A 25,133-nucleotide genomic window follows, 5' to 3' on the forward strand; every position below is an offset into this window, starting at 1 on the left:
GCCCCCGTCGCACCCGAGGCCGCGCCGCTGCGCACCCGCATGCCTGCCCGGGAGTGGGTCCGCGAGCTGGGCTGGCGCCACGTCGTCGGCGTGGTGGCCGTCGCCTACGCCGCCTTCCCGCTCGTCTACGTGGTGTCCGCGTCGCTGTCGGTCAACGGCACCCTCACCGGGTCCAACAGCCTGTTCGCCTCCGTCAGCGGCGACAACTATGCGGCCCTGGCCGACACCCGGTTCTGGACCTGGGTGGTCAACACCCTCCAGATCGCGGTCGCCACGGCGGTGGGCACGGTGCTCATGGGTGCGGCAGCCGCCTACGCGTTCTCCCGCTTCCGGTTCACCGGGCGGCGGGTGGGCCTCACGTCGCTGCTGGTGATCCAGATGTTCCCGCAGATGCTCGCCTTCGTCGCCGTGTTCCTGCTCCTGCTGGCCATCGGCGAGGTGTTCCCCGCCCTCGGGCTCAACAGCAAGCTCGGGCTGATCTGCGTGTACCTCGGCGGGGCTCTGGGAGTGAACACGTTCCTCATGTACGGGTTCTTCAACACCGTGCCCAAGGAGATCGACGAGGCCGCCAAGATCGACGGAGCCACCCACGCCCAGATCTACTGGACCATCGTGCTGCGGCTCGTGTCGCCCATCCTCGCCGTCGTCGGGCTGCTGAGCTTCATCAGCACCTTCGGCGAGTTCATCCTCGCGCGGGTGGTGCTGCAGTCACAGGGCAGCTGGACCCTCGCGGTGGGACTCTACGGGTGGGTCTCCAACCAGCTCGACGCCAACTGGGGCCTGTTCGCGGCCGGCGCCGTCATCTCGGCGCTGCCCGTCCTGGCGCTGTTCCTGTTCCTGCAGAAGTACATCGTGGGCGGCCTGACGGCCGGCTCCGTGAAGGGCTGAGAGGGATCGCATGAGCCTGCTGGACCAGCCGCACCACGACGGCTCGGCGGCCTACGTGCCGCCCGGGCCCGTCACGCCCGGCGACGCCGTGCCCGTCCGGGTGCGGGTGCCGCACGCCGCCGACGTGCAGGGGGTGTGGGTGCGCACCGTGCGCGACGGCGAGCCGCGCGTCACCGAGGCCCGCCTCGACGTGCGCGGGGAGCACGAGGACACCTACGTCGCCGACGTCGTCGTGCACAACCCGGTGACCGGCTACCGGTTCCTGCTGGGCACCCCGCGGGCTCCGGGCGGCTACCGGTGGCTCGACGGCACCGGCGTGCAGGACCACGACGTGCCCGACGCCGCCGACTTCCGGCTCACCAGCGCGCCGCTGCCGCCGAGCTGGCCGGGAGAGGGAACCGTCTACCAGGTCTTCCCCGACCGGTTCGCCCGCTCTGCCGCCGCCGACGAGCGGCCCGTCCCCGACTGGGCCGTGCCCACCGCCTGGGACACCGAGCCCGCCCCCGACGCGCCCCTCACGAGCACCCAGCTCTACGGCGGAGACCTGGCCGGCGTCGCCGAGCACCTCGACCACCTCGAGTCGCTCGGCGTCTCCACCCTCTACCTCACCCCCTTCTTCGCCGGGCGCTCCAACCACCGCTACGACGCCTCGACCTTCGACCACGTCGACCCGCTCCTCGGCGGGGACGAGGCGCTCGCGGCGCTCTCGGCCGCCGTCCACGCCCGCGGCATGCGCCTGATGGGCGACATCACCACCAACCACACCGGCGAGGGGCACGACTGGTTCACCCGCGCCGAGACCGACCCGGCATCGCCGGAGCACCGCATGTTCCTGTGGGCGGGGCAGGGCGAGATCGCCGAGGGCGGCGTCGATGTCGCCTACCCCGGCCCGGGCCGCCCAGGATACGTCTCCTGGCTGGGCCACGGCTCCCTCCCCAAGCTCGACTGGGGGAGCGAGGAGGTCTGGCGCCGCATGGTCGACGCCGACGACTCCGCCATCGCCCGCTGGCTCCAGGAGCCCTACGGCCTCGACGGCTGGCGCGTCGACGTCGCCAACATGACCGGCCGCTACGGCGCCACCGACCGCACCCTGGAGGTGGCACGCCGCCTGCGCGCCCGCCTGACCGGCCTGCGTCCGGACGCCGCCCTCGTCGCCGAGCACTTCCACGACTACACCGCCGACCTGCCCGGCGACGGCTGGCACGCCACCATGAACTACTCCGGCTTCGCCCGGCCCGTCTGGGGCTGGCTCGCCGACCCCCACGGCGCACCCCAGTACGGGCTCCCCGTGCGCACCACCCCCCGCCCGGCGGGCGCCATGGTCGCCGCCATGCGCGCCTTCGCCTCCCGCGTGCCCTGGCAGGTCGCCGCCGCCCAGTGGAACCTCCTCGGCTCCCACGACACGCCCCGCCTGCGCACCGTCGTCGGCTCCGCCGAGGCCGTCGAGCTCGCCGCCACGCTCCTGCACACCTACCCCGGCACCCCCTTCGTCTTCGCCGGGGACGAGGTGGGCGCCACCGGCACCAACGGCGAGCACGGCCGCGTCACCATGGCCTGGGACCAGGCCGCCACCGGCGGCCCCCGGTGGGACACCGCCACCCTCGACGTCTACCAGGCGCTGTCGCGCCTGCGCCGGGGCTCCACCGCCCTGCGTGACGGCGGGCTGCGCTGGGCCGTGGTCGAGGACGACGCCGTCGCCTGGCTGCGCGAGACGCCCGGCGAGCGCGTGCTCGTCGTCGTCGCCCGCGCACCCTGGTCCGGAGCCACCCTGCCCCCGGCGGTGCTCGGCGACGACGCCCCCGAGCTGCTCCACGGCGGTCGCCTCGTGGACACCCCGGCGCTCGCGGTCACGGCCGACGGTGTCCGCCTCTCGGGGGAGGGGCCTGCCGTCGGAGTCTGGCGCCTGGCCTAGGCTCTCTCCGTGCAGACCTTCGAGCCCGCTCCGTTCGAGCAGGGCGCGTTCGACCCCGACGTCGTCGGCGGCGTGCCCCGCCCCACCGAGGGCGAGCACGGCACGCTCTCCTACGGGGACGCTGACGTCGAGCGGTACGTCACCGAGCCGCCCAAGCAGAAGTCCCGCACCCCGTTCGAGCGTGACCGCGCCCGCGTGGTGCACTCCTCGGCGATGCGCCGCCTGGGTGCCAAGACGCAGGTGCTCGCCCCGGGCACCGACGACTTCGTGCGGACCCGCCTGACGCACTCGCTCGAGGTGGCCCAGGTGGGCCGCGAGATGGGGCGCGCGCTGGGCTGCGACCCCGACCTCGTGGACACCGCCTGCCTCACGCACGACCTCGGCCACCCGCCGTTCGGGCACAACGGCGAGCGGGCGCTCGCCGAGCTCGCCGCCGGCATCGGCGGCTTCGAGGGCAACGCCCAGACGCTGCGCCTGCTGACCCGCCTGGAGCCCAAGGTCTTCACGGCCGACGGCGAGCCGGCGGGCCTCAACCTGACCCGTGCGTCGCTGGACGCGAGCGTCAAGTACCCGTGGGCGCTCGGACAGGGTCCGCGCCGGCCCGACGGCTCCGTGAGCGGCAAGTTCGGCGTCTACCCCGACGACGCGCTGGTGTTCGAGTGGCTGCGCCAGGGCGCCCCGGACGGTGTGAAGTCGATGGAGGCGCAGGTCATGGACCTGGCCGACGACATCAGCTACTCGGTGCACGACGTCGAGGACGCCGTCGTCGGCGGGCGCCTGGACCTGGCGCTGCTCGACTCCGCCGAGGAGCGGGCGCGCGTGGTCGAGGCCGTGCGTGCCTGGTACGGCGACTGGCACCCTGTCGACGGGCTCGAGGAAGCGCTCGGGCGGCTGCGCGAGTCCGGCCTGCTCATGACGGACTTCGACGGCTCCCGCCGGGCCCTGGCCCACCTCAAGGACCTCACCAGCTCCCTCATCGGCCGCTTCAGCGGAGCGGCGCAGCAGGCCACACGGGAGCGGTTCGGTCCCGGCCCGCACACCCGGTACGGGGCACGGCTGCTCGTTCCCGAGGAGACGCAGCTGGAGATCCTCGCGCTCAAGGGCGTCGCCGTCGCCTATGTGATGGCGCCCCGTGAGCGGGAGCCGGTGTACCAGGCGCAGCGCGAGATCGTGGCCGACCTGGTCCACGTGCTCGCCGACCGGGCGCCCGTGGCCCTCGAGCCGTCCTTCGCCGCGGACTGGAAGGCGGCCCCCGACGACGACGCGCGGCTGCGTGTGGTGATCGACCAGGTGGCCTCGCTCACCGACGTCTCCGCGATGCAGTGGCACGGACGGCTCGTCGGTCGCTGACGCCCGGAGCCTGACGCCCGCGCCCGCCCGTGAGGCCTAGACTCGGGGCCGTGGCGGGGCTGATCAAGCGCGAGGACGTGGAAGCCGTCCGCGAGCGCGCCCGCATCGACGAGATCGTCTCCGCGCACGTGACGCTGAAGCCTGCCGGCGTCGGCTCGCTCAAGGGGCTGTGCCCCTTCCACGACGAGCGATCGCCGTCGTTCCACGTGCGGCCCGGGGTGGGGCGTTACCACTGCTTCGGGTGCGGCGAGGGCGGCGACGTCATCTCGTTCGTGCAGAAGGTCGACGGGATGAGCTTTACCGAGGCGGTCGAGTACCTGGCCGACCGGGTGGGCGTCCAGCTCCGGTACGAGGACTCGCGCGGCGGGTCGGCGACGCCCGCCCGCCGCGAGGAGCCGGGCCGCCGTCAGCGCCTGCTCGAGGCGAACCGGGTGGCCCAGGAGTTCTACGCCTCCCAGCTCTTCAGCCCGGGCGAGGCGGCAGCGGGTCGTAAGTTCCTGGCGGAGCGCAGCTTCGACCGCGCCGACGCCGAGAAGTTCGGGGTGGGTTACGCGCCCACGGGCTGGGACTCGCTCTCCCGCCACCTGCAGGGCAAGGGGTTCACGCAGGCCGAGCTGGTCGCGGCCGGTCTGGTCAGCCAGGGGCAGCGCGGGGTGTACGACAGGTTCCGCGGCCGCCTCGTGTGGCCGATCCGGGACACGACGGGTGCCGTCGTCGGCTTCGGCGCGCGCCGCCTGTACGAGGACGACCAGGGCCCCAAGTACCTCAACACCCCCGAGACCACGCTCTACAAGAAGTCCCAGGTGCTCTACGGCATCGACCTGGCCAAGAAGGCGATCGCGCAGTCCAAGCGCGTGGTGGTGGTCGAGGGGTACACGGACGTCATGGCGGCCCACCTGTCGGGGGTGGAGGTCGCGGTGGCCACGTGCGGCACGGCGTTCGGGCCGGACCACGCCAAGATCGTGCGGCGCCTGCTGGGCGACTACACGGCCGGCGGCGGCCTGCAGCTCTCCTCCGGGCAGTCGCTGGGGGGCGAGGTCATCTTCACGTTCGACGGCGACGCCGCGGGCCAGAAGGCCGCGATGCGCGCGTTCGGCGAGGACCAGCGCTTCCACGCGCAGACGTTCGTGGCGGTGGAGCCGAGCGGCATGGACCCGTGCGACCTGCGCATGGCCAAGGGCCCGCAGGCGGTCAAGGCGCTGGTGGACGGCCGGGTGCCGCTGTTCGAGTTCGTCATCCGCACCACGCTGGCCGGGTTCGACCTGGACACGGTCGAGGGCCGGGTGGGGGCGCTGCGGTCCTCGGCGCCGCTCGTCGCGGGCATCCGGGACCGCGCGATGCAGCTCGGTTACTCGCGGTCCCTGGCCCGCTGGATCGGCATCGACACCGAGGAGGTGCGGCGCGAGGTCTCGCGCGCGGCGACGGCGCCCGGTCCGGTGCAGCGCCGCGGTGCGCAGCAGGAGCGGGGCCCGGCCCGCCCGGCGACGGGGGAGCAGCCCGCCGCGCCGTCGATGCCGATGCCGGACCCGCGCGACCCGGTGGCCCGTACCGAACGGATGGCGCTGGTGACGGTGCTGCAGTACCCGCAGCACGTGCCGCCGGTGTTCGACGAGCTGGGTGAGGACGCGTTCGGGGTGCCGGCGTGGCGGGCGGTGCACGCGGCCGTGCGTGCGGCGGGCGGGGTGGCCGCGGGCCGGACGATGGCGGGCGGCGCGTGGGTCGAGGCCGTCTCGGACCAGGCGCCGGAGACGGTGGCGGGGCTCGTGGACGAGCTGGCGGTGGCACCGCTGCCCGAGGACCGTGAGGCGGTCATCGGGCGGTTCGTGGCCGACGTCGTCCGGGCCTTGCAGGACCTCGGGCTGACCCGCCGGATCGCCGACGCGAAGAGCCGGTTGCAGCGGCTGGACCCGAACGGGGACGCGGACGCCTACCGGGACGCGTTCGCGGAGCTGCTCAAGCTGGAGGCTGAGCGGCGCACCCTGCGCGAGAACGTCTGACGGCGAAGGCTCACCTCGGTGGACGTCACGCCGTCGGCCAGCCCCCGGGGGCGCTCCGACGGCGTGACGGCCGGGCTCGTGGGCGTCAGGCCGTCGCCGGCTCGCTCTCCTGAGCGGCCTGCGCCCGGCGGCGCTCGACGGCGGCGTGCCTGTCGGCGGGCATGAGGCAGGCCGCGACGAGCAGCGCCACGGCCACCACGGCGAGCGCGACGAACACCAGCCGCATCGCCGTCAGCACGCCGTCGCCCTGCGGGGTCCCGTCCGGGCCGAGCGTGGTGTGGGCGTTGACGATCGCGCCGAGCACGGCGACGCCCACGGCCGACCCGATGGAGCGGGCGAACATGTTGGCGCCGGTCACCGCCCCGCGCTCGGTGGCTCCCGCCGAGGTCTGTGCGGCGATGAGGGTGGGCACCGCCGTCAGGCCCATGCCGATGCCGACGACGAAGCAGAACGCCCCCACGAGCACGAGCGAGGAGCCCGCACCGAGCAGCAGCATGAGGCCGCTGCCGACCACCACGAGGCTGGAGCCGATGACGGCGGTGAGGCGGAAGCCGATCCGCAGGTACAGGTGCCCGGCGTTCGACGCCGAGATCGGCCAGCCGATCGTGAGCGCGGCGAGCGCGAAGCCTGCCAGCAGGGCGCCGAAGCCCAGCACCTGCTGGGCGTAGATCGGCACGTACGTCGACAGGCCGACGACGATGACGCCGACCAGCAGCGAGACCGTGGTGGAGGCGCCGACGACGCGGCGCCGCAGGATGCTCAGGTCCACGATCGGGTGGGCGGTGCGGCGCCCGTGCAGGGCGAACCACACGAGGAGGCCGACGGCGGCGGCGAAGATCGCGACGGACGGTGCGGACGCCCAGGCCCAGCTGTTGCCGCCCTCGAGGAGGCCGAGGAGCAGGAGCGTGCTGCCCCCGGTCAGCAGCGCGGCGCCCAGGTAGTCGATGGGTTCGTGCGTGGGCTGGTGCGAGGACTCGTGGTAGCGGCGGGCCAGCATGAGCGCGGCGAGGGCGGCGAGCGGCAGGTTGACCCAGAAGATCCACTGCCAGCTCACGAACTCGCTGAACACGCCGCCGAGCGTGGGGCCGACGACAGACGCGATACCCCACACGGAGGCCAGGTAGCCCTGCGTCTTGGCTCGCTCCTCGAGCGTGTAGATGTCGCTGGTGATCGTCATCGACACCGGCATGACGGCTCCGGCACCCAGGCCCTGGACCACCCGGCCGGCGATCAGCGCCGACATCGACCAGGCGGCCCCGGCCAGGGCCGAGCCGACGAAGAACAGGCCGATGCCGACGAGCATGAGGCGCTTGCGGCCCAGGATGTCGGCCAGGCGCCCGAACAGCGGGGTGCTCACGGCCTGGGCCAGGAGGTAGGTGGAGAAGAGCCAGGGGACCTGGTCGAAGCTGCCGAGCTCGCGGGCGATCGTGGACGACGCCGTGGCGATGATCGTGGCGTCGAGCGCGACCAGCGCCGTCGAGAGCATGAGGGACAGCAGGACGGGACCCCGCTCGGAGCGCAGGCCCACCGAGGAACGTGAGGTTGTCGGCACGTCAGGTGAAAGCCCCGGGCAACTGCCTGCTATTCCCGGGGCGTGAGGTCGAACAGCTCGGCGGCCACCTCGGCCACGGAGACGTCGCGGGTGGTGCGCCCCAGCACGAAAGGTGGCCTCCCCGGGCCGGGGACGGTGTGGCCGCCGCCGTGCACGGTCAGCAGCCGGACCGGCGGGCGGCCTGTCTCGACGTGATCGGTCTGCTCCACCCAGGGGCGGGTGCGCCGACCCGCCCGCGTCCGTGCGGGGTGGGCGGGTGCCGCCAGCCGACGAGAGCGCGGCGGGCGGGTGATGCCGTTGCGGCGGGCCAGGTGCTCGGCGGTCTGCGCGGCGGAGAGATTCGCCCCGCCCACCTTGAACAGGAGTCGCACCCAGCCCGGTACGGGGCCGCCGCCGTAGGGCACCACCCGGTCGCCGGTGCCGTGGACCACCAGCACCGGCAGGGGGACCGGTGCGGGGGCGGGGGAGGGCAGCAGCAGGCTGCCCGGCGCCGGGAGCGTGGCCCCGACGACGACGGCGCCGGCCAGCAGGCCGGGTGTCTCGTGGAGCAGACGGAGCACCATCTGGCCGCCGTTGGAGTACCCGACGGCGTGCACCCGGCCGGGGTCGACGCCGTGGGAGGCGGCGAGCTCGCGGACCACCGCGCGGGTGAACGCGACGTCGTCCACCCCCTCGGTGCGGGCGGGGAAGCTGCTCTCCCTCCGGGCGTCGTTCCAGTTCCCCCGGTAGCCGTCCAGGTAGGCGACGACGGCGGTCCCGGCCAGCGCGTCGAAGGCGCCGCCGGTGAAGCGGCGGAAGACGCGCCCGGTCTGCCGGGACCCGTGGAAGACGAGCACGAGGGGTCGCCCTGCCGGCCCCTCGTGCTCCCCGACCACGGTGTAGGTGCGGTGCCTGCCGTCGACTTCGATGCTGCTGCTCATGGCTGCGACGCTAGAGTCTGACATCGTGTTAAGGTCAAGCCTCGCCGTGGCGGCACGCCGATCGTCGGCGAGCTGAGGTTGTCAGCCACCGGCTCTCGCGGCACCGCCAGGCCGGTCAGCTGCCCCAGAACTCCTGCGCGATCCGCTGCCCCTGGTCCACCTTGGCCCACTGCTGCTCCTCCGAGAGCTCGTTGCCCTCGTTGGTCGAGGCGAACCCGCACTGGTGGGACAGGTGCAGCCGCTCCTTGGGGATGATGGCCGAGGCCTCGTCGAGCAGGCGTCGTGCTCGCTCCTCGTCGTCCAGGTCAGCCGACTTGCTGGACAGCAGGCCCAGCACCACCTCGGCCTCGGGCCGGTCCGCCAGGGCCTGCAGCGCCTCCAGCGACCCGGCGCGCTCGTCGTCCCACTCGAGGAAGAACCGGTCGTAGCGCTGCTGGCGCAGGAACAGCTCCGCGATCTTCGCGTAGGAGCCGCCGCCCATGTTGCGCGAGGCGTAGTTGCCGCGGCAGTTGTGCGTCCAGACCTTGAGGCCGAGCCCGTGGGCGTGGTCGATGAGGGAGTTGTTGAGCTCGATGAACTCGTGGGCGAACCCGCGCACCTGCTCGAACGGCACCGCCCCGCCGGTGAACGGAGAGCTCGGGTTGTCGTCCGCGAACATCTCCCACAGGCAGTCGTCGAGCTGCAGGATCGTGCCGCCGGCGGCCGCGTACTCGGTGACGAAGTTGCGGTACGCCTCCAGCAGCCCGGCCTTGAGGTCGTCGGCCGTGGCGTAGACGCCTTCGGCGCGGCCCGCGTTCGGGGCGCCGAACAGCTTGCCCGACAGCTCGCCGAACACGTGCGACGGCGATGGGATCGACAGCTTCGTGGGCCGGCTGCCGGCAAGCTCCGTCAGGCGTCGGAACAGCTCGATGAAGTGGTGGTCCTTGCCGCTGAGCGGGGCGACCACGCGCACACCGATGTCCCGGCGCGTCTCGTAGGTGCCCGCCTCGTCCAGGTCGCGGAAGTAGTACCCGTGGTCGGCGATGAACCGCTCCGTGCCGCCGAGGCCCCACACGAAGTCGAGGTGCCACATCGAGCGCGTCTGCTCGCCGTCCGTCAGCACCTCGACGCCGTGCGCGATCTGCTGCTCGACGACGGCGCGTGCTGCGGCGACCTCCGCCTCCAGGTAGCCGGGCAGGTCGTCGTAGAACGGGTAGGTGATGTCGTCGCGCTGCTCGATGACGGCCTTGTGCTTCAGCAGGTCCTCGGGGCGCAGGAGGCTGCCGACGAGGTGGAATCGGGTGCTCATGCGTCAACGGTGACACCGCCGAGCCCCCATAGGGTAAGACCAAAGAACTATGCAGCCACATAGCCCGGGGCTATGTGGCCTTCGGCCCGTGCCCGTATGAGGCGATGACGCGCTCCAGCTCGTCCAGGTACATGCGCGCCTGGGCGGTCAGCTGCACCGAGCCGTGCGCGATCCACCCCACCTCCATGGAGTCGTCCACGTCCAGCGGCACCGAGACGATGTTCTCCCCGTTGAGGTCCGTGCTCAGGATGCCGGTCGAGATCGTGTACCCGTTGAGCCCGATCATCAGGTTGAAGATCGTGGCCCGGTCGCTCACCCGGATCGACTTCGGGCTGAACTGCGTGCTGAGGATCTCCTCCGCGAAGTAGAACGAGTTGTGCTCGCCCTGGTCGAACGACAGGCACGGGTACGCCACCAGGTCTGCCGGCGTCACCGACGCCCGGCCGGCCAGCGGGTTGGTCCGGGACACGAACACGTGCGGCCGGGCCGTGAACAGCGGGTGGAACACCAGCCCGCGCGCCCGGAACAGCTTGTCCAGCACCTTCCGGTTGAACTCGTTGCGGTAGAGGATGCCCACCTCGCTGCGCAGCGTCGCGACGTCCTCGATGATGTCGTGCGTCCGCGTCTCCCGGAGCGTCAGCTCGTACTCGTCCGCCTCCGTGCGCTCCACCATGTTCACGAACGCGTTCACCGCGAACGCGTAGTGCTGCGTCGAGATGGAGCACAGCCGCCGTGCCGGCTTCTTGCTCAGGTACCGCTGCTCCAGCAGGTCCGCCTGCAGCACCACCTGCCGCGCATAGCCCAGGAACTCCACGCCGTCGGGCGTCAGGCTGATGCCCTGCGCCGTGCGCGTGAACAGCTCCTGGCCGACCTTCGCCTCGATCTCCTTCATCGCCTTCGACAGGCTCGGCTGTGCCACGTACAACGCTGCCGCCGCGCGGGTGATCGACCCGCTCGCGGCGACCTCGATGAAGTACTTCAGCTGCTGCAGCGTCACCAGGCCGTCCACCGGGCCAGTATGGGCCGTGCTGGCGGCAGGGTCAGGAGGGCAGGAGCACCGCGGCGGCCGCGAGTCCCGTGGTGGCTCCGGCCACCATCCCGACGGTGACCTCCAGCGGGGTGTGGTCGCGCACCGTGAGGCGGGCCACGCCGACGACCGCGGCTGCCGCGAGCAGCGCCACGGAGACCGGCCACGCGACGTGCACGAACGCGCCCGCAGGGACAGCCAGGGCGGCGACGTGGATCGAGGCGCGCACCACCGGGGTCACCAGCGCCATCACCACGACGCCCACCACGCACGAGGCGACCAGACCGAAGAGCAGCGGCGGTGCGCCGAGCAGGGCGAGCACGCTCACCGCAGCGACCTCGATCGCGACCAGCGCGGCCAGCGTCCACAGGCGCTGCCGGCGCGGGCGGGCATCGATCGACTCCAGCACGCCGGCACGGGCCAGCGCCACGACGAGGGCGACCGGCGCGCCCGCGACGAGGCCCACCGTCACCGCCACCCACCCCCATCGAGCGGGTCCCGGCGGCGCGGCGTAGACGGCGATGCCCAGCACCACCGCCGGCACGGTCACGGCGGGACCCAGCACACGTGACACGACCCTGCCCCAGGATCGGTGCGGCGATTCAGGGGTGCGGTCGGTGGCCGAGGGCACGGTGGGCCTCCTGCAGTCGCTCGGTCGGGGTGGGCCAGCACCGTCCCGCCCAGTTGCCCACCCTGGACCCCGGAGTCACCGAGGAGTCGCCGGGCGAGAGGGCAACCGGGGGGAGGCCGTCCTGTCAAGCAAGAAGGCCCGAAATCGTGGAGATTCCGGGCCTTTCGGCTCCCGCGGTAGGACTTGAACCTACGACCGTCCGATTAACAGTCGGATGCTCTGCCAGCTGAGCTACGCGGGATCGCGCGGCCCCGTGCCCGAGGCCGGGTAGAACAATACCAGGCCGGCAAGGGTGCTCCACACGCCTCGCCGCTGGCCTGGCGCACGTCACAGAGGCATGCCCGCAGCAGCGCGGACACGCCCCTCGGCCGCGTCCACCAGGAGCGCCACCTGCGGGTCGGCGAGGTCCACCCCCGGCCCGGCCAGCGCCTGCGAGAACAGGGTTCCGTCCGCGGTGCGCCGCACGGCCACGCGCGCCGACCGGTCCCCGGGCAGCGGTACGTCCTCTGCGAGCACCACCGACCACTGGACGCGCTCGCGCACCACCTGCGGGAGGGCGGCGCGCTCGGGGTCCACGGCGGCCACGTGCAGGTCCGGGGCCGCGTCGACCCACTCGACCGTCACCACCTCCCGCTGCGGGTCGTACGCGGCGCGGTCGACGTCGGCCCACGGCCGGCGCACGACGACGGCGTCCTGCGCGTCGGTGACGATCAGCTCCGCCGTCGTCGCCACCGTCCAGCCGCCCGCGCCGAGCGGGGCGGCGGCGAGCACCTTGTCGGCGCGCGAGAGGTCGAGACGGCGCAGGACGTCGTCGGGCAGGCGAGGGCGGCGCGACCACATGGCATCACCGTACCGACGTGGGGGGCGCCTGCGGAGGTGCCTCACCCGACCGCGCCGGCCCCGCCCGCGTGAACCGTGCCCCGTGCAGGACTTGAACCCGCGACCGAGAGATTATGAGTCTCCTGCTCTGACCAGCTGAGCTAACGGGGCGCGCGGCGAGCCTACTCCAGCGTGCCGGGGGTGAAGACGCGTGCCAGGGCGGTGTGGCACCGTTCTCCCCGTGTGGTGGTTTGTCGCAGGGGGCGTCCTGGTGCTGGGTGGAGCGGTGATGGGTGTGCGGGCGGCACGGCGTGCCTCCGCGGAGCGGCCGGGTGCGGCGCGGGGAGTAGCTGTCGCGCTCGGCGCGAGCCTCGCGTTCTGGGGCCTGGTCGCGGTCGTGGTCGGTTTCAACGTGACACAGCGCTGAGGCGCCGCGCGGGGCCTGGCCGGACCGGGGTGGTGCGGCTCGCCGTGAAAGAATGCCGGCCATGGCGATGCGAGAGATCCGCGTGATTCCCGATCCCGTGCTGCGCACCGTGTGCGACGAGATCACCACGATCGACGACGGCGTCCGCAACCTCGTGGCGGACCTCGTGGAGACGGTCGACGCCGAGGGGCGTGCGGGGCTCGCTGCCAACCAGATCGGCGTCAACCTGCGTGCGTTCTCGTGGAACATCGACGACGAGATCGGCTACGTGCTGAACCCGCGCATCGTGGAGCTGTCGGAGGAGGTGCAGGACGGTGACGAGGGCTGCCTCTCCGTCCCGGGTCTCTGGTATCCCACGACGCGCGCCTGGTACGCGCGGGTCGAGGGCGTCGACCTGGAGGGGGAGAAGGTCGTGGTCGAGGGCACGGGGCTGATGGCGCGCTGCCTGCAGCACGAGTGCGACCACCTCGACGGCAAGCTGTACCTGGACCGCCTGGAGCGCAGCGTGCGCAAGAAGGCGATGCGGGAGCTGCGCGAGCGCCTCTGACGTCACGGTCTGGGGTGATGTCGGCGTTTCACCTTGCGTCGGAGCGGTTTCCTCTCGCGCATGTCAGATGCGTCATGCATCATGACGCCAGAACGACATCACGAAGCGACACGAATCCACACCACTAGTGACGGACTGCTAAATCCGGCCTGATCGAGGACGTAGGGGAAGACGGACCTCGACCCAGGGAGGAACTATGTCCGCCATCACGCGTGGTGTCCTTTTCGTGCACTCCGCGCCCAGCGCGCTGTGCCCGCACGTCGAGTGGGCTGCCGGTGGCGTGCTCGGCACGCGGCTCTCGCTCGACTGGACGCCGCAGCCTGCTGCGCGCGGTCTGCACCGAGCGGAGTACTCGTGGCAGGGGCCGCAGGGGACCGGGGCGCGCCTCGCCTCTGCGCTGCGCGGGTGGGAGCACCTGCGCTACGAGGTGACGGAGGAGGCGAGCCACGGCGTCGACGGCGCCCGCTGGTCGCACACCCCGGACCTGGGCATCTTCCACGCCATGACGGACGTGCACGGCAACGTCGTCGTCCCGGAGGACCGGGTGCGTGCGGCGCTGGAGCTGGCGCACGACCCGAACGCCGTGCGTGACGCCCTCGACCTCGCGCTCGGCACGGCGTGGGACGACGAGCTCGAGCCGTTCCGCTACGCCGGTGCAGGTGCTCCGGTGCGCTGGCTGCACCGCGTGGGCTGAGCGCCACCTCCTGGGACCGACGGGGCCCCGCGAGCCGTACGGCTCGCGGGGCCCCGTCGTGCGTGGTGGCAGATCAGCCGAGCCGCCGCCGGGTGGCGTGCAGCGCCGCCGCACCGCTCAGCACGAGGAGGGTGGCCAGGGCGGCGAGTCCCCAGACGTCGGCCCCCGTGCGGGGCAGCACGCCCCAGCCGCTCGATGCGGCCCCCGCGCCGGTCTCGGGCCACGGGCCAGCGCCGGTGCCGACGCCGAAGCCGCCCGGCCCGCCGCCGAGGCCTGGGCCGCCACCCGCCTCGCCACCCAGGCCGGGTACCTCGGGCGCAGCGCCCTCGTCCGCGAGGACGACGTCGAACGTGGCGAGGACGGAGTCATTGACGGTCTCACTGGTCGCGGTGCCAGTGTGCGTGCCGGCCTCGAAGTCGGCCGGTACGACGAACACCCAGTGCGCGACGCCGTCGGCGTCTGCTTCGGTCTCCGCCAGGGTGAGCGGCTCTGAGGTGATGACGGCGGAAACCAGCTCCCCAGGCTCGAACCCGCCCGCGTGGAAGCCCTGCACGTCACCGGGGCTGGCCACAGGCTCGTCGAACCAGGCGGCCAGGACCCGCGCGACCACGGTGACCGCCGCCTCGGACGTGGCGCCGGTGGCGTCATCGGTCACCACGACGGTGTAGCCGCCCGGTGCGGTCTCGGCGGGGATGCTGACGTCGACCGAGACGCGGCCGTCGTCGTCGGCCGTGCCCGAACCGGTGGCGGCGACCTCGCCGTCAGACCCGATGACCTCGACGGTCACACCCTCGTCCGGGGCGAAGCCCTCGCCCTCGACGGTGGTGGAGCCACCGGCGGGCACCTCGTCGGGCTCGATGCTCACCACCGGGGCGACGACCCGCAGGTCCGCGCCCACAGTGACGTCGACCGCCGGGTCGTAGGCGGACACGGTGTATGCGCCACCCGGTGCGTCGTCCGGCACGACGACGGTCTCGGTGAACCCGCCGTCCTCGTCGGTGGTCACCGGGACGGCGGAGCCCACGGGCTCGTCGTCCGGGCCCACCAGCTGTACCTCGATCTCGGTCACGGGCGTGAACCCGAGCCCGGCGGCGAGGGTGGCGAACCCGGCGCGCAGGAGGCGCGGGGTGGCGGTGAGGGACGGCGGATCCGTGACGGTGAGCGGTGTGGTGGCGCTCGCCCCCGTCAGGTCGGTCGCCTCGACGGCGTGCTGGCCCGGCGTGGCGTCGTCGGGCACCGACAGGTCGGTGCTGAACGTCCCGTCTGCTCCGGTCACCACCGTCACTGGCTCGCCCACGCGCTGTCCGGCGGCGTCGGTGAGCTGTACGGTGACCGGCTCACCCGGGGTGAATCCCTCGCCGTTCACCGTGGTGGCGCCCCCGGCGGGGACCTGCGCAGGGTCGACGACGAGCGACGGTGCTGCCGTGATCTGCAGCGGTGCCTCGCTGGTGGCGCCGGTGTTGTCGGTGGCGATGACGGTGTGGTCGCCGGGGGCGGCGTCTGCGGGGACGGGCACGTCGGCGGTGAAGGAGCCGTCGGGTCCGGCGATGGCGGTGACGGGTTCGCCGACGGGGTTGCCCTCGGGGTCGGTGAGCTGGACGGTGACGCTCTCGCCGGGGGTGAAGCCGGTGCCCTCGGCGGTGGTGGTGCCACCGGCCGGGACGGTGCCCGGGTCGAGGGTCAGCGCCGGGACCGTCACGGTGAGCGCGGCCTCAGCGGAGGCGCCCGACGTGTCGGTGGCGACGACGGTGTGCTCGCCCGGCGCGGCCCCGGCGGGGACGGTGACGCTGGTGCTGATGGTGCCTCCGGCGTCCGCGGTGGTGGTCACCGGCTCGCCCACGGGCTGCCCGGCGGCGTCAGTGAGCTGCACGACGACGTCACCGTCGGGCGTGAAGCCCTCGCCTGTCACGTCGACCGTGCCGCCGGCCACCACGGTGGACGGGTCGACCGTCACGGTCGGTGCCTCCGACACGGTGAGCGGCGCGTCCCCGCTCGCGTCGGTCGAGTCGGTGACGAGCACGGTGTAAGCCCCCGGGGCTGCGTCGCCCGGGACCGTGAGCTGCGTGGCCGGCACCGTGCCGTCCTCCCCGACCGCTACGGTGACGGGCGCCCCTACCGGCTCGCCGTCCGGACCTGTGAGCTGGACGGTGGCCGTACCGGGCGTGAACCCGGCCCCGCTGACCTCGACGTCCCCGCCGGCGGGCGCGGTGCCCGGCGTGACGGTGACCTCCGGTGCGGCGGTCACGGTCAGCGGCGTCGTGGCGGTGACACCCAGCTCGACGTCGGTCGCGACCACCGTGTGCTGCCCGGGCGTAGCACCCGCCGGGACCACGACCGGCGTCGTCACGGTGCCGTCAGCCGCCGCCGTCACGGTCACCGGGGCGCCGAGCGGCTCGCCGGCGGTGTCGGTGAGCTGCACGACGACGTCTCCGCCGGCCGAGAACCCGGTGCCGGCGACGGTCGTGGTGCCGGAGGCCGGCACGGTGGCGGGGGTCGCCTCGATCGTCGGAGCGACGACGGAGACCGGTACCTGCGCCGTCGCACCGGTCGGGTCGTCCACGACGACCGTCCAGGTGCCCGGCGCGGCGTCCTCGGGGAGCGGCACGTCGGTGCTGAAGCTCCCGTCCGGCCCGGTGGGCACGGTGACCGGGTCACCGACCGGTGTACCGTCCGGGTCGGTGATCTGCACGGTCACCGTGGTGTCCGGGGAGAACCCGTCGCCGGTCACGGTGGTGGTGCCACCGGGGGCGACGGCCGACGGGTCCGCCGTGAGTCTCGCCTCGGTGATCGCCACGGGCGTCGTGGCTGCCGCACCCGTCGCGTCGGTACCCGTGACCTCGTAGGTCCCGGCCGGGGCGTCTGCCGGGACCGGAAGGTCGACGGTGAACGTGCCGTCGGGCCCGACGGAGACCTCCACGGGCTCGCCGACGGCCGCGCCGTCCGGGCCGGTCAGGGTCACGGTGGCCGTGCTGCCCGGCGTGTAGCCGTCGCCCGTCACGGTCGTGGACCCGCCGGCCGGCAGGGTGGTGGGCTCGACGCCCACGGTCGGGGCGTCGGTGACGGCGAGGGGAGCGGTCACGTCGCCCGCTGTCGGGTCCGTCGCCACCACGGTGTAGTCGCCGGGTGCGGAGCCGGCCGGGACCGTCAACGGGGTGGTGATGGTGCCCTCCGCCGTGACCGTCACGGTCACCGGGTCGCCGACGGCGGCACCGTCCGGTGCGGTGAGCTGCACCGGCACCGCGGCGCCGGGGGAGAAGCCCTGCCCGGTCACGGTGGTGGTGCCGCCGGCAGGCACGGTCGACGGCTCGGTGTCGAGCGCAGGCGCGTCCGCGAGCCGCACGGTCGCCGAGGCCAGGTTGACGGTCGCGAGGTCGCTGCCGGTGCCCAGCGAGAGCAGGCGCAGCTGCAGGGCGCGCTGCGTGAACGACTCGACGCCGCTGGGCACCTGGTCCGGCAGGTCGCCCGGCTGCTCCTGGACGTTGCCCGTGAGCGAGACGACGCCGGTCAGCACCTCGAGCACCGGGCCTACCACGCCGGTGGCCAGGGGTGTCGTGATGGCGTTCAGCGCGCTGTCGAGCACGTCGAGGGCGGTGAAGACCGCACTGACGGGAGCGAGCAGCGCGTTGACGAGCATGCTCGCCAGCGTGTCGACGGAGCCCAGGCCGAGCGCCGCGAGGAGGATGTCCACGAGCGCCGCCCCGCCGACCACGTCGACGCTGGCCGTGGCCGTGCCTGCGTCGATCTCTGCGAGGGAGGCGTCGAGGCTGAGGCTGACGACGTCCTGCCACGTCGGTGGGAGGCCCAGGCTGAGCGCCTGGAACGCGACGTCGACCGACACCGTCGTGGCCTCGACGGCTTCGCGCACCCCCGCCGCGACGTCCTCGACCACGGACGTGATGGTGGCGGTCACCGCCTCGGTGACCGCCGCGATCACCTCACCGCTGAGGATCTCGTAGTTCGCGGGGAGCTCGTTGAGGTCCGGCAGGTCGGGGTTCTCGGCGAGGAGCTGGGCGAGGTCGACGACCACCTCGCCGGTCTGGAGGTTCACCTGCACGGCGCCGTCGCCCACGAACCCGCTGGGCAGCACGGTGGTGAGGTCGGGGAGGGCCACGTCGACGGACCCGGTGGACCGGGCCGCGCCGAGGTTGACGTCGATGAGGCCGGACAGCGCCGTGGTGATCGTCGCCTGCAGGGCGTCGAGCGTGGCCTGGACGGGGGCGACGGCACCCTGGAGCTCGCTGTACACGCCTCCGACGAGGGGGCTGGTGAGCTCGAGAGTCGCACCCGCGACCTGGTAGTCACCGGTGGGCTCGCCTCCTGCCTCCCACTGCGAGGCGGCGGAGACGGCTGCGAGGGTCAGGTCGAGCTGGGACACGGTCGAGCCTCGGAGCTCTGCGGGCACCAGCGGGGTGAGGCTGAGGGTGGCGTCGGCCGGGAAGTCGGGGGAACCACCCACCTCGATCGCCCCGGAGTCGTTGACCGCGCCGGACGCTGCGCCCGCGGACGCGGGACCAGCGGCCGCGTACTGGTTGACGGCGCCCAGCTCGATGATCCCGTTCTCGCCCAGCAGGGACAGGGTGCCCGTCAGGTCGACGCCGAGCGTGTTGAGCACCTCGGCGGAGAGCGGGTTCGTGTCTAGGACGGCCCCTGACGGGTGCTCCGCGTTCGCCCCCTGGACGGCGGCGATGGCGTCGAGGTCGATGTTGCCGAGCACCACGTCGCCGCCGAGGAACTGGCCCAGGGCCTCACCGGCGTCGGTCGGTTCGGCCGCTGCGGGTGGCGCGGCGGCGAGGCCCGACATCGCGGCGACCACCCCGGCGGTGGCCGCGGCGGCCAGGCGGCGGGTGATCGCGCTCCGCGGGGTGGGCGTCGTCCGCGTCGTCGCGGAGTACGGCTCGGTGCGGCCTGGGTGTGCGGGGGCGGCTTGCTCGAGCGGCCTTATGACGACGCAAGACGCTCGGCGGATAACGATCAGGTAACGAATCGGCGTGGCGAGGTGACGAATCGGTCGCCCGGGGACTGCGAGAGGCCCGGTCGGCGTGCTGCCGACCGGGCCTCTCGGAGGCGCCGCAGGGGCCCCGTCAGGCGTTCGTGACCGTCAGTGCCACGTTGTGACCGCCGAACCCGAAGGAGTTGTTGATCGCCACGATGTCGCCGTCCGGGAGCTTCTCCGGCGTGTCTCGCACGAGCGGCACCTGCAGCTCGGGGTCCGGGTTCGCCACGTTGATCGTCGGGGGCGCCAGGCGCTCGTGGACGGCCTTCACGGTGAAGAGCGTCTCGAGCGCACCCGCCCCACCGAGGAGGTGGCCCGTCATCGACTTGGTGGCCGAGAGGAGCACGTGGTCGGTCTCGCCCCCGAGCAGCGTGCGGATCGACGCCGTCTCGGTCAGGTCGCCCACCTTGGTCGACGTCGCGTGCGCGTTGACGTGCACCACGTCACGGCCCGTCACGCCGGCGTCCTCGAGCGAGCGGCGCATGGCCGCGACCTGACCGCGACCCTCCGGGTCGGGCGACGTGATGTGGTAGGCGTCCGACGAGAGGCCCACGCCGGAGAGCTTCGCGTAGACCCGAGCCCCGCGGGCAGCGGCGTGCTCGGCCGACTCCAGCACGAGGATCGCCGCACCCTCGCCGATGACGAAGCCGTCACGGTCCACGTCGTAGGGGCGCGAGGCACCCTGCGGGTCGTCGTTGCGCAGCGAGAGCGTGCGCGAGGCGGCGAAGGCCGCGATCGGCATCGGGTGGATCGTCGCCTCGGTGCCGCCGGCGACGACGACGTCGGCACGACCGTTGCGGATCATCTCCACCGCATAGCCGATGGCCTCCGCACCTGACGCGCAGGCAGACACCAGGGCGTGCGCACCCGCACGCGCACCGATCTCCAGCTCCACGTACGCGACAGGGGAGTTCGGCATGAGCATCGGCACCGTCATCGGCAGCATGCGGCGCGCACCGCGCTCACGAAGGGTGTCCCAGCCGTCCAGCGTGGTCCAGATGCCGCCGATGCCGGACGACACCACGGCACCGAGGCGGTCGCCGTCCACCTCCGGGGAACCGGCGTCCGCCCACGCCTCGCGCGTCGCGACCATCGCGTACTGCGTGGACGGGTCCATGCGCTTGATCTCCGGGCGCGACAGCACCTCGGAGGGGTCCACCTTGATGGTGGCCGCGAACGTGACGGGCAGCTCGTACTTCTCCGCCCAGTCGTTCTCGAGCGGCCGCGCGCCCGACTCGCCGGCCAGGGCGGCCGCCCACGTGGTCGTGGCGTCGCCGCCGAGGGGCGTGGTGGCGCCGAGGCCGGTGACGACGACGTCTCGTGCTGCGCTCATGGCGTGCTCCCTGTGGGGTCGGGGTGGTGGGGTGAAGGTCGACGGCGGCGGCCCAGGGTTCCGGGCCGCCGCCGTCAGGGCCTCAGGTCAGGCCTGGGCGCCGGCGATGTAGGAGACCGCGTCGCCCACCGTCGTGAGGTTCTTGACCTCCTCGTCGGGGATGCGCACGCCGAACTTGTCCTCGGCGTGGGTCACGATCGTCATCATCGACAGCGAGTCGATGTCGAGGTCGTCGGTGAACGACTTCTCGGGGACGACGGCGTCGGTGGGCAGACCCGTCTCCTCGGCGACGATCTCGGCGAGGCCCTCGAGGATCTCCTGGTCGGTGTGAGCCATGGGTGACTTTCCTTCTCTTCGTGGGGTCCGGAGCCGGCGGCACCGGGACGGACGGTCGGGCACGGTGCGCGTGGCGACCGGTGCCCGGAGGGAGGCTACGGCAGCACCACGACCTGGGCCGCGTACACGAGCCCGGCGCCGAAGCCGATCTGGAGCGCGACGTCGCCCGACTTCGCCTGGCCCTCGGCCAGGAGACGCTCGATGGCGAGCGGCACCGAGGCAGCCGAGGTGTTGCCCGTGTCGGCGATGTCACGCCCGACGACGACGTCCTCCGGCAGCTTCAGCTGCTTCACCATCTGGTCGATGATGCGCATGTTGGCCTGGTGCGGCACGAACACGTCGATGTCCTGCGGGCCGACGCCGGCGGCGTCCATGGCCTCCTGGGCGAACTTGCCCACCTGGAAGCTGGCCCACTTGAACACCGTGGGGCCGTCCTGGCGCAGCGTCGGCCAGCCCAGCGACGGGTCCTCGCGCAGCTGCGACCACGCGTGCGTCTGGCGGATCGTCGTGGCCTTCGAGCCGTCCGAGCCCCACACGGTCGGGCCGATGCCCGGGGTGTCGGACGGGCCCACCACCGCGGCGCCCGCGCCGTCGCCCAGCAGGAACGAGATCGACCGGTCCGTCGGGTCGATGAAGTCGGACAGCTTCTCGGCGCCCACCACCAGCACGTGGCGGGCCGTGCCGGAGCGCACCAGCGCGTCGGCCTGGCCGATGGCGTAGCAGTAGCCCGCGCACGCCGCCGAGATGTCGAACGACGCGGCCGGGTTCGCGCCGATCCGGTCGGCCAGGATCGCCGCGGCGGACGGGGTCTGCGCGAAGTACGTGACCGTCGAGACGATGACCGTGTCGATCTGGTCCGGGGTCAGGCCCGCCGCAGCCAGCGCCTTGAGCGACGCAGCCTCCGCCAGGTCGATCACGTCCCGGTCAGCGCCCGCACGGCGGCGCGTCACGATGCCCGTGCGCTGGCGGATCCACTCGTCGGACGAGTCGATCGGCCCGGCGATGTCGTCGTTCGTGACGACGTTCTCGCCGCGCTCCGCACCGATCCCGAGGATGCGCGAGAAGGCGACCGGCTCGGCCTGCTTCAGCTGGACGGTCATGTCAGGCTCCGTTCTGGCGCGCGGCGTCGCCGAGGTTGACAGCGCTGTGGCGGGCGACGAGGTCGCGCGCGGCCTCGATGTCGTCGGGCGACTTGATCGCCACCAGCTCGACGCCCTTGAGCGCCCGCTTGGCGAGGCCGGACAGCACCCCGCCCGGGGCGAGCTCGATGATCGCGGTGACCCCCATCTCGGCGAGCGTGTCGCTGCACCGGTCCCAGCGCACCGGGGCCGTCACCTGAGCGGCCAGACGCGCCAGGACGTCCACGGCCGTGCCGTGCCCGTGCTCGCCCAGCGAGAGGGAGGAGTAGGGGGCGCCGTCGGCGTTCGACAGCAGGGGCAGGCGCGGGTCCGCCGCCTTCCACGCGCGGGCCACCGGCTCGAACACCTTGCGCGCCGGCTCCATGTACGGGGTGTGGAACGCGCCCGCCACCTGCAGCGGGATCACCCGGGCACGAGCCGGCGGGTTCTCCGCCAGGAGCGCGAGCTTGTCCAGCGAGCCCGCCGCCACCGTCTGGCCGGCCGCGTTCACGTTCGCCGGCCACAGGCCCAGCAGCTCGATCGCGGCCGCGACCTCGTCCGCGTCGCCACCCACCACGGCGCTCATGCCCGACGGCTCGGCAGCAGCGGCCTCCGCCATCGCCTGCGCACGGCGCGTCACCAGACCCACCGCACCGGCGTCGTCGAGCACCCCCGCGACCGCCGCGGCGGCGAGCTCTCCCACCGAGTGACCCGCGGTCACGTCCACGACCTCGGCCGCGTCACGGCCGTCCAGCACCGCTCGCAGCGCCACCAGCGACGACGCCACGATGAGCGGCTGCGCCACCGCGGTGTCACGGATCGTGTCGGCGTCCGACGTCGTCCCGTGGGCCACGAGGTCGATGCCCGCAGCGTCGGAGAACGCAGCCAGCAGATCGGCGGGGCTGGGCGATGCACCAGCGCCGGGCAGCTCGAGCCAAGGCTGGAGCATCCCGGGGGTCTGAGAGCCCTGTCCAGGGCAGACGACGGCGAGCACGTGACCACGGTGTCAGACGTAGCGGCGGCGGGGGCGTACCGACGCGTACCAAGCTCCGGAGAGGCGATTGTGGGAATCCTCAAACACCGCGCGATCGCCGCCCAGCGGTGCGCTCCGGCTCGTCCCGTGGTTCTTGTGGTCGGGATGAGCCTGCGTTCTGCTGCGGGCGTGTGCCTCGTTCCTCGGCCCTCACCCTCCGCTGCGCTCCGGCTCATCCCTCCGAGAGCTGGCCGAGGGCGAGCGCCACCTGCAGCACGAACGACTCCCGGGCGTCGAGGGGGTCCCACCCGGTGATCTCCGAGACCTTCCGCAGGCGGTAGCGCACCGTGTTCGGGTGCACGTACAGGCGCCGGGCCGCGGCCTCCAGCGAGCGGCCCGTGCCCAGGTAGGCCGAGAGCGTCTCCAGCACCGAGCCCGTGGCCTCCTGCAGCGGGCGGTACGCCTGCTCCACCAGCGTGCGCCGCGCGGTGACGTCGCCGGTCAGCACCCGCTCCGGCAGCAGGTCGTCGGCCATCACCGGCCGCGGCGCCTGCGGCCACGCGGGGGCCGCGGCCAGCCCGGCCAGCGCGGCCGCCGCCGAGCGTGACGCCTCCGCCACCGACGGCACGGTGCCGCCCACGACGACGGGTCCCGGGCCGAAGCGCGGCAGCAGGCTGCGCACCGCGCCCACCAGGTCGCCCTCGCCACCGAGCACCAGCACCACGCGGTCGCCGTGGATGCCCACCAGGGCGTCGCCGGCCACACGGCGGGCGGCGCGGCGCAGCTCGACGGCGTGCACCTCGTCCAGGCCGTCGTCGGCCGCGCCCACCACCACGAGCGCCTGGCCGCGCCCGCTCCAGCCCAGCGCGGACACGCGTGAGCGCACGGCGTCGTCGCCGTCGCCGCGCACCAGCGCGTCCACGACCAGCGCCTCCAGACGTGCGTCCCAGGCGCCACGCATCTCCGCCGCCCGGGCGTACACCTCCGCGGCCGAGAAGGCCACCTCGCGGGAGTAGCGCAGCACGGCCTCGCGCAGCTCCCGCTCCGAGCCAGGGGTGGCGATCTGGTCGGAGTGGGTCTCGACCACGTCCACCACCAGGCGCACCAGCTGCAGCGCGTGCTGCAGCGAGATGGACTGCGTCAGCTCGCGCGGGGCGGCCGCGAACATCTCGCCCACGCCGTGCGGCGGAGCGGAGGGGTCGGAGAACCACGAGACGAACGAGTTGATGCCCGACTGCGCCACCAGACCCACGTACGAGCGGTCCTCCGCCGGCAGGTCCCGGTACCAGGCCAGCTCCTCGTCGATGCGCCGCAGCGCCGCGGCGGTGAGGAACCCGGTGCCCTCCCGGACCCGCTGCACGGAGGCGGCGCGCTGCTCGGAACGGTCGGTGGAGGTGGGGGTCGGCACCGGACGAGGATACGTGCACCCGAGCCCCGAGCACCATGCGCCGTTGTCGGTAAGCCACAAATCGTCCGCGGCGCGCCCGGCGCGCTACCCACGTCCCCAGCCCGTCGCGACCATGCTTGCGAGTCCGGATTGTGGTTATGGTCATGGCATGGCCCTCATGCCCCGGCTCCGTGCCCTGCTTCGTCGGCCGTTCTCCGCCTCCACCGTCGGAGCTCGTCGGCCGTCGTCGTCCACGCGCCGCCGGGGAGACACCGTCCACGAGGACGCGCTGCGCGCCATGCTGCTCGACGACCCCAACGACATGCAGGCCTTCGACGCGCTGGCCGAGATCGTCCGCCGTCGCGCCGCGGAGTCGCCGCAGGCGGAGGACCCGCTGACCGCCACCGCGGACGAGGAGACCCAGGCAGAGCAGCGCAAGCGCGCCGCCGACCTGGCCGTGTGGGCGCTCGCCGAGGAGCTGGCCGGGCACCCCCGTGGCTGGTACCCGCTGCTCGAGCTGGGCCGGCTCTCCCTCGCGTCCGACCCCGAAGGCGCGGTGCGTCGCCTGACCACCGCCGCCGAGCGCGACCCCGAGGGCCGGGCGCTGGCGGAGGGGCTGGCCACGCTGCGCGACGCCGGGATGCCGGTCGAGGCGCTCGGCCTCGGCGTCGGGCACTGGCGGGCGCGGGAGCACAGCCCAGAGGTGGGGCGCCACCTCGTCCTCGCCGCCCTCGAGGCAGACCGCGCGTTCGAGGCGCGCCAGCACCTCGCCAGCCTCGACATGTACCCGGACGCCGCAGCGGTCGCCGCGGTCAAGGCCGAGCTGGAGCGTGCCATCGCCGAGCACGAGGCGGCCGGCGCGACCTCCTGAGACGAACCGCCGCGCCGCGGTGCTCGGCCGAGGCGCACTCAGACGACGACGGCCGGCCATCCCGCAGGAT

At 73.3% G+C, this 25,133-nt stretch carries 19 protein-coding genes and 2 tRNA genes; 7 read left to right on the forward strand and 14 right to left on the reverse strand.

The annotated features are described in order from the left end of the window. The first annotated feature begins 39 nt into the window (after positions 1-39). From DNL40_RS06070 to dnaG, 4 genes are all read left to right on the forward strand, one after another. Positions 40-888, forward strand: a complete 849-nt coding sequence (locus DNL40_RS06070; protein WP_111250559.1) for a sugar ABC transporter permease — start codon at positions 40-42, stop codon at positions 886-888. A gap of 10 nt (positions 889-898) precedes the next feature. Beyond that, complete coding sequence (locus DNL40_RS06075) at positions 899-2,800, forward strand: glycoside hydrolase family 13 protein (RefSeq protein WP_111250362.1); 1,902 nt, start codon at positions 899-901, stop codon at positions 2,798-2,800. A 72-nt stretch (positions 2,801-2,872) separates the two neighbouring features. Further along, positions 2,873-4,150, forward strand: a complete 1,278-nt coding sequence (locus tag DNL40_RS06080; protein WP_179950987.1) for a deoxyguanosinetriphosphate triphosphohydrolase — start codon at positions 2,873-2,875, stop codon at positions 4,148-4,150. Between the two features lie 50 nt (positions 4,151-4,200). Continuing rightward, the gene (dnaG, locus tag DNL40_RS06085) at positions 4,201-6,147 is read left to right on the forward strand and encodes a DNA primase (RefSeq protein WP_111250364.1); all 1,947 of its coding nucleotides are present in this window, start codon (positions 4,201-4,203) and stop codon (positions 6,145-6,147) included. An 85-nt stretch (positions 6,148-6,232) separates the two neighbouring features. Here dnaG and DNL40_RS06090 read toward each other — a convergent pair whose 3' ends face one another. From DNL40_RS06090 to DNL40_RS06125, 8 genes are all read right to left on the reverse strand, one after another. Next, complete coding sequence (locus DNL40_RS06090) at positions 6,233-7,699, reverse strand: MDR family MFS transporter (protein WP_425450764.1); 1,467 nt, start codon at positions 7,697-7,699, stop codon at positions 6,233-6,235. Between the two features lie 29 nt (positions 7,700-7,728). Next, complete coding sequence (locus tag DNL40_RS06095; protein WP_111250365.1) at positions 7,729-8,619, reverse strand: CE1 family esterase; 891 nt, start codon at positions 8,617-8,619, stop codon at positions 7,729-7,731. Positions 8,620-8,734: 115 nt separating this feature from the next. Next, on the reverse strand, positions 8,735-9,907 hold the full coding sequence (locus DNL40_RS06100; protein ID WP_111250366.1) for a cobalamin-independent methionine synthase II family protein: 1,173 nt from the start codon (positions 9,905-9,907) through the stop codon (positions 8,735-8,737). 70 nt (positions 9,908-9,977) lie between these two features. Further along, positions 9,978-10,916: a LysR family transcriptional regulator gene (locus DNL40_RS06105; protein WP_218926005.1), complete on the reverse strand. Its 939-nt coding sequence runs from the start codon at positions 10,914-10,916 to the stop codon at positions 9,978-9,980. A 31-nt stretch (positions 10,917-10,947) separates the two neighbouring features. Then, entirely contained in the window at positions 10,948-11,508 is a 561-nt protein-coding gene (locus tag DNL40_RS06110) for a hypothetical protein (RefSeq protein WP_146252029.1), read from the reverse strand. Between the two features lie 225 nt (positions 11,509-11,733). Further along, positions 11,734-11,806: transfer RNA gene (locus tag DNL40_RS06115), tRNA-Asn, on the reverse strand. Positions 11,807-11,892: 86 nt separating this feature from the next. Then, positions 11,893-12,405 (reverse strand): hypothetical protein, encoded by a 513-nt coding sequence (locus DNL40_RS06120; RefSeq protein WP_111250368.1) that lies wholly within the window; start codon positions 12,403-12,405, stop codon positions 11,893-11,895. Between the two features lie 76 nt (positions 12,406-12,481). Then, positions 12,482-12,555, reverse strand: a tRNA-Ile gene (locus DNL40_RS06125). A 317-nt stretch (positions 12,556-12,872) separates the two neighbouring features. Here DNL40_RS06125 and def point away from each other — a divergent pair. Both def and DNL40_RS06135 read left to right on the forward strand, forming a co-directional pair. Further along, a complete protein-coding gene (gene def, locus DNL40_RS06130) occupies positions 12,873-13,358 on the forward strand; it encodes a peptide deformylase (protein WP_111250563.1) in 486 nt (161 codons plus the stop codon). A 196-nt stretch (positions 13,359-13,554) separates the two neighbouring features. Further along, positions 13,555-14,052, forward strand: coding sequence for a DUF3145 domain-containing protein (locus tag DNL40_RS06135; RefSeq protein WP_111250369.1), 498 nt, complete (start codon positions 13,555-13,557; stop codon positions 14,050-14,052). 73 nt (positions 14,053-14,125) lie between these two features. Here DNL40_RS06135 and DNL40_RS06140 read toward each other — a convergent pair whose 3' ends face one another. The 6 genes from DNL40_RS06140 to DNL40_RS06165 all read right to left on the reverse strand — a co-directional run bounded on the left by DNL40_RS06140 (position 14,126) and on the right by DNL40_RS06165 (position 24,213). Then, positions 14,126-18,853 (reverse strand): choice-of-anchor G family protein, encoded by a 4,728-nt coding sequence (locus DNL40_RS06140; protein WP_146252030.1) that lies wholly within the window; start codon positions 18,851-18,853, stop codon positions 14,126-14,128. Between the two features lie 280 nt (positions 18,854-19,133). Next, positions 19,134-20,378: a beta-ketoacyl-[acyl-carrier-protein] synthase family protein gene (locus tag DNL40_RS06145; protein WP_111250371.1), complete on the reverse strand. Its 1,245-nt coding sequence runs from the start codon at positions 20,376-20,378 to the stop codon at positions 19,134-19,136. Between the two features lie 87 nt (positions 20,379-20,465). Continuing rightward, positions 20,466-20,714 (reverse strand): acyl carrier protein, encoded by a 249-nt coding sequence (locus DNL40_RS06150; RefSeq protein ID WP_111250372.1) that lies wholly within the window; start codon positions 20,712-20,714, stop codon positions 20,466-20,468. Positions 20,715-20,809: 95 nt separating this feature from the next. Further along, the gene (locus tag DNL40_RS06155; RefSeq protein ID WP_111250373.1) at positions 20,810-21,814 is read right to left on the reverse strand and encodes a beta-ketoacyl-ACP synthase III; all 1,005 of its coding nucleotides are present in this window, start codon (positions 21,812-21,814) and stop codon (positions 20,810-20,812) included. Between the two features lies 1 nt (position 21,815). Continuing rightward, positions 21,816-22,826 carry an ACP S-malonyltransferase gene (locus tag DNL40_RS06160; protein ID WP_111250374.1) on the reverse strand — a complete coding sequence of 337 codons (1,011 nt, stop codon included), beginning with the start codon at positions 22,824-22,826 and terminating at the stop codon, positions 21,816-21,818. A gap of 211 nt (positions 22,827-23,037) precedes the next feature. After that, complete coding sequence (locus DNL40_RS06165) at positions 23,038-24,213, reverse strand: PucR family transcriptional regulator (protein ID WP_111250375.1); 1,176 nt, start codon at positions 24,211-24,213, stop codon at positions 23,038-23,040. A gap of 148 nt (positions 24,214-24,361) precedes the next feature. Here DNL40_RS06165 and DNL40_RS06170 point away from each other — a divergent pair, with 148 nt between their 5' ends. After that, on the forward strand, positions 24,362-25,063 hold the full coding sequence (locus DNL40_RS06170) for a hypothetical protein (RefSeq protein WP_111250376.1): 702 nt from the start codon (positions 24,362-24,364) through the stop codon (positions 25,061-25,063). Positions 25,064-25,133 lie beyond the last annotated feature (70 nt).

Source organism: Xylanimonas oleitrophica (assembly GCF_003244315.1).
Lineage (GTDB): Bacteria > Actinomycetota > Actinomycetes > Actinomycetales > Cellulomonadaceae > Xylanimonas_A > Xylanimonas_A oleitrophica.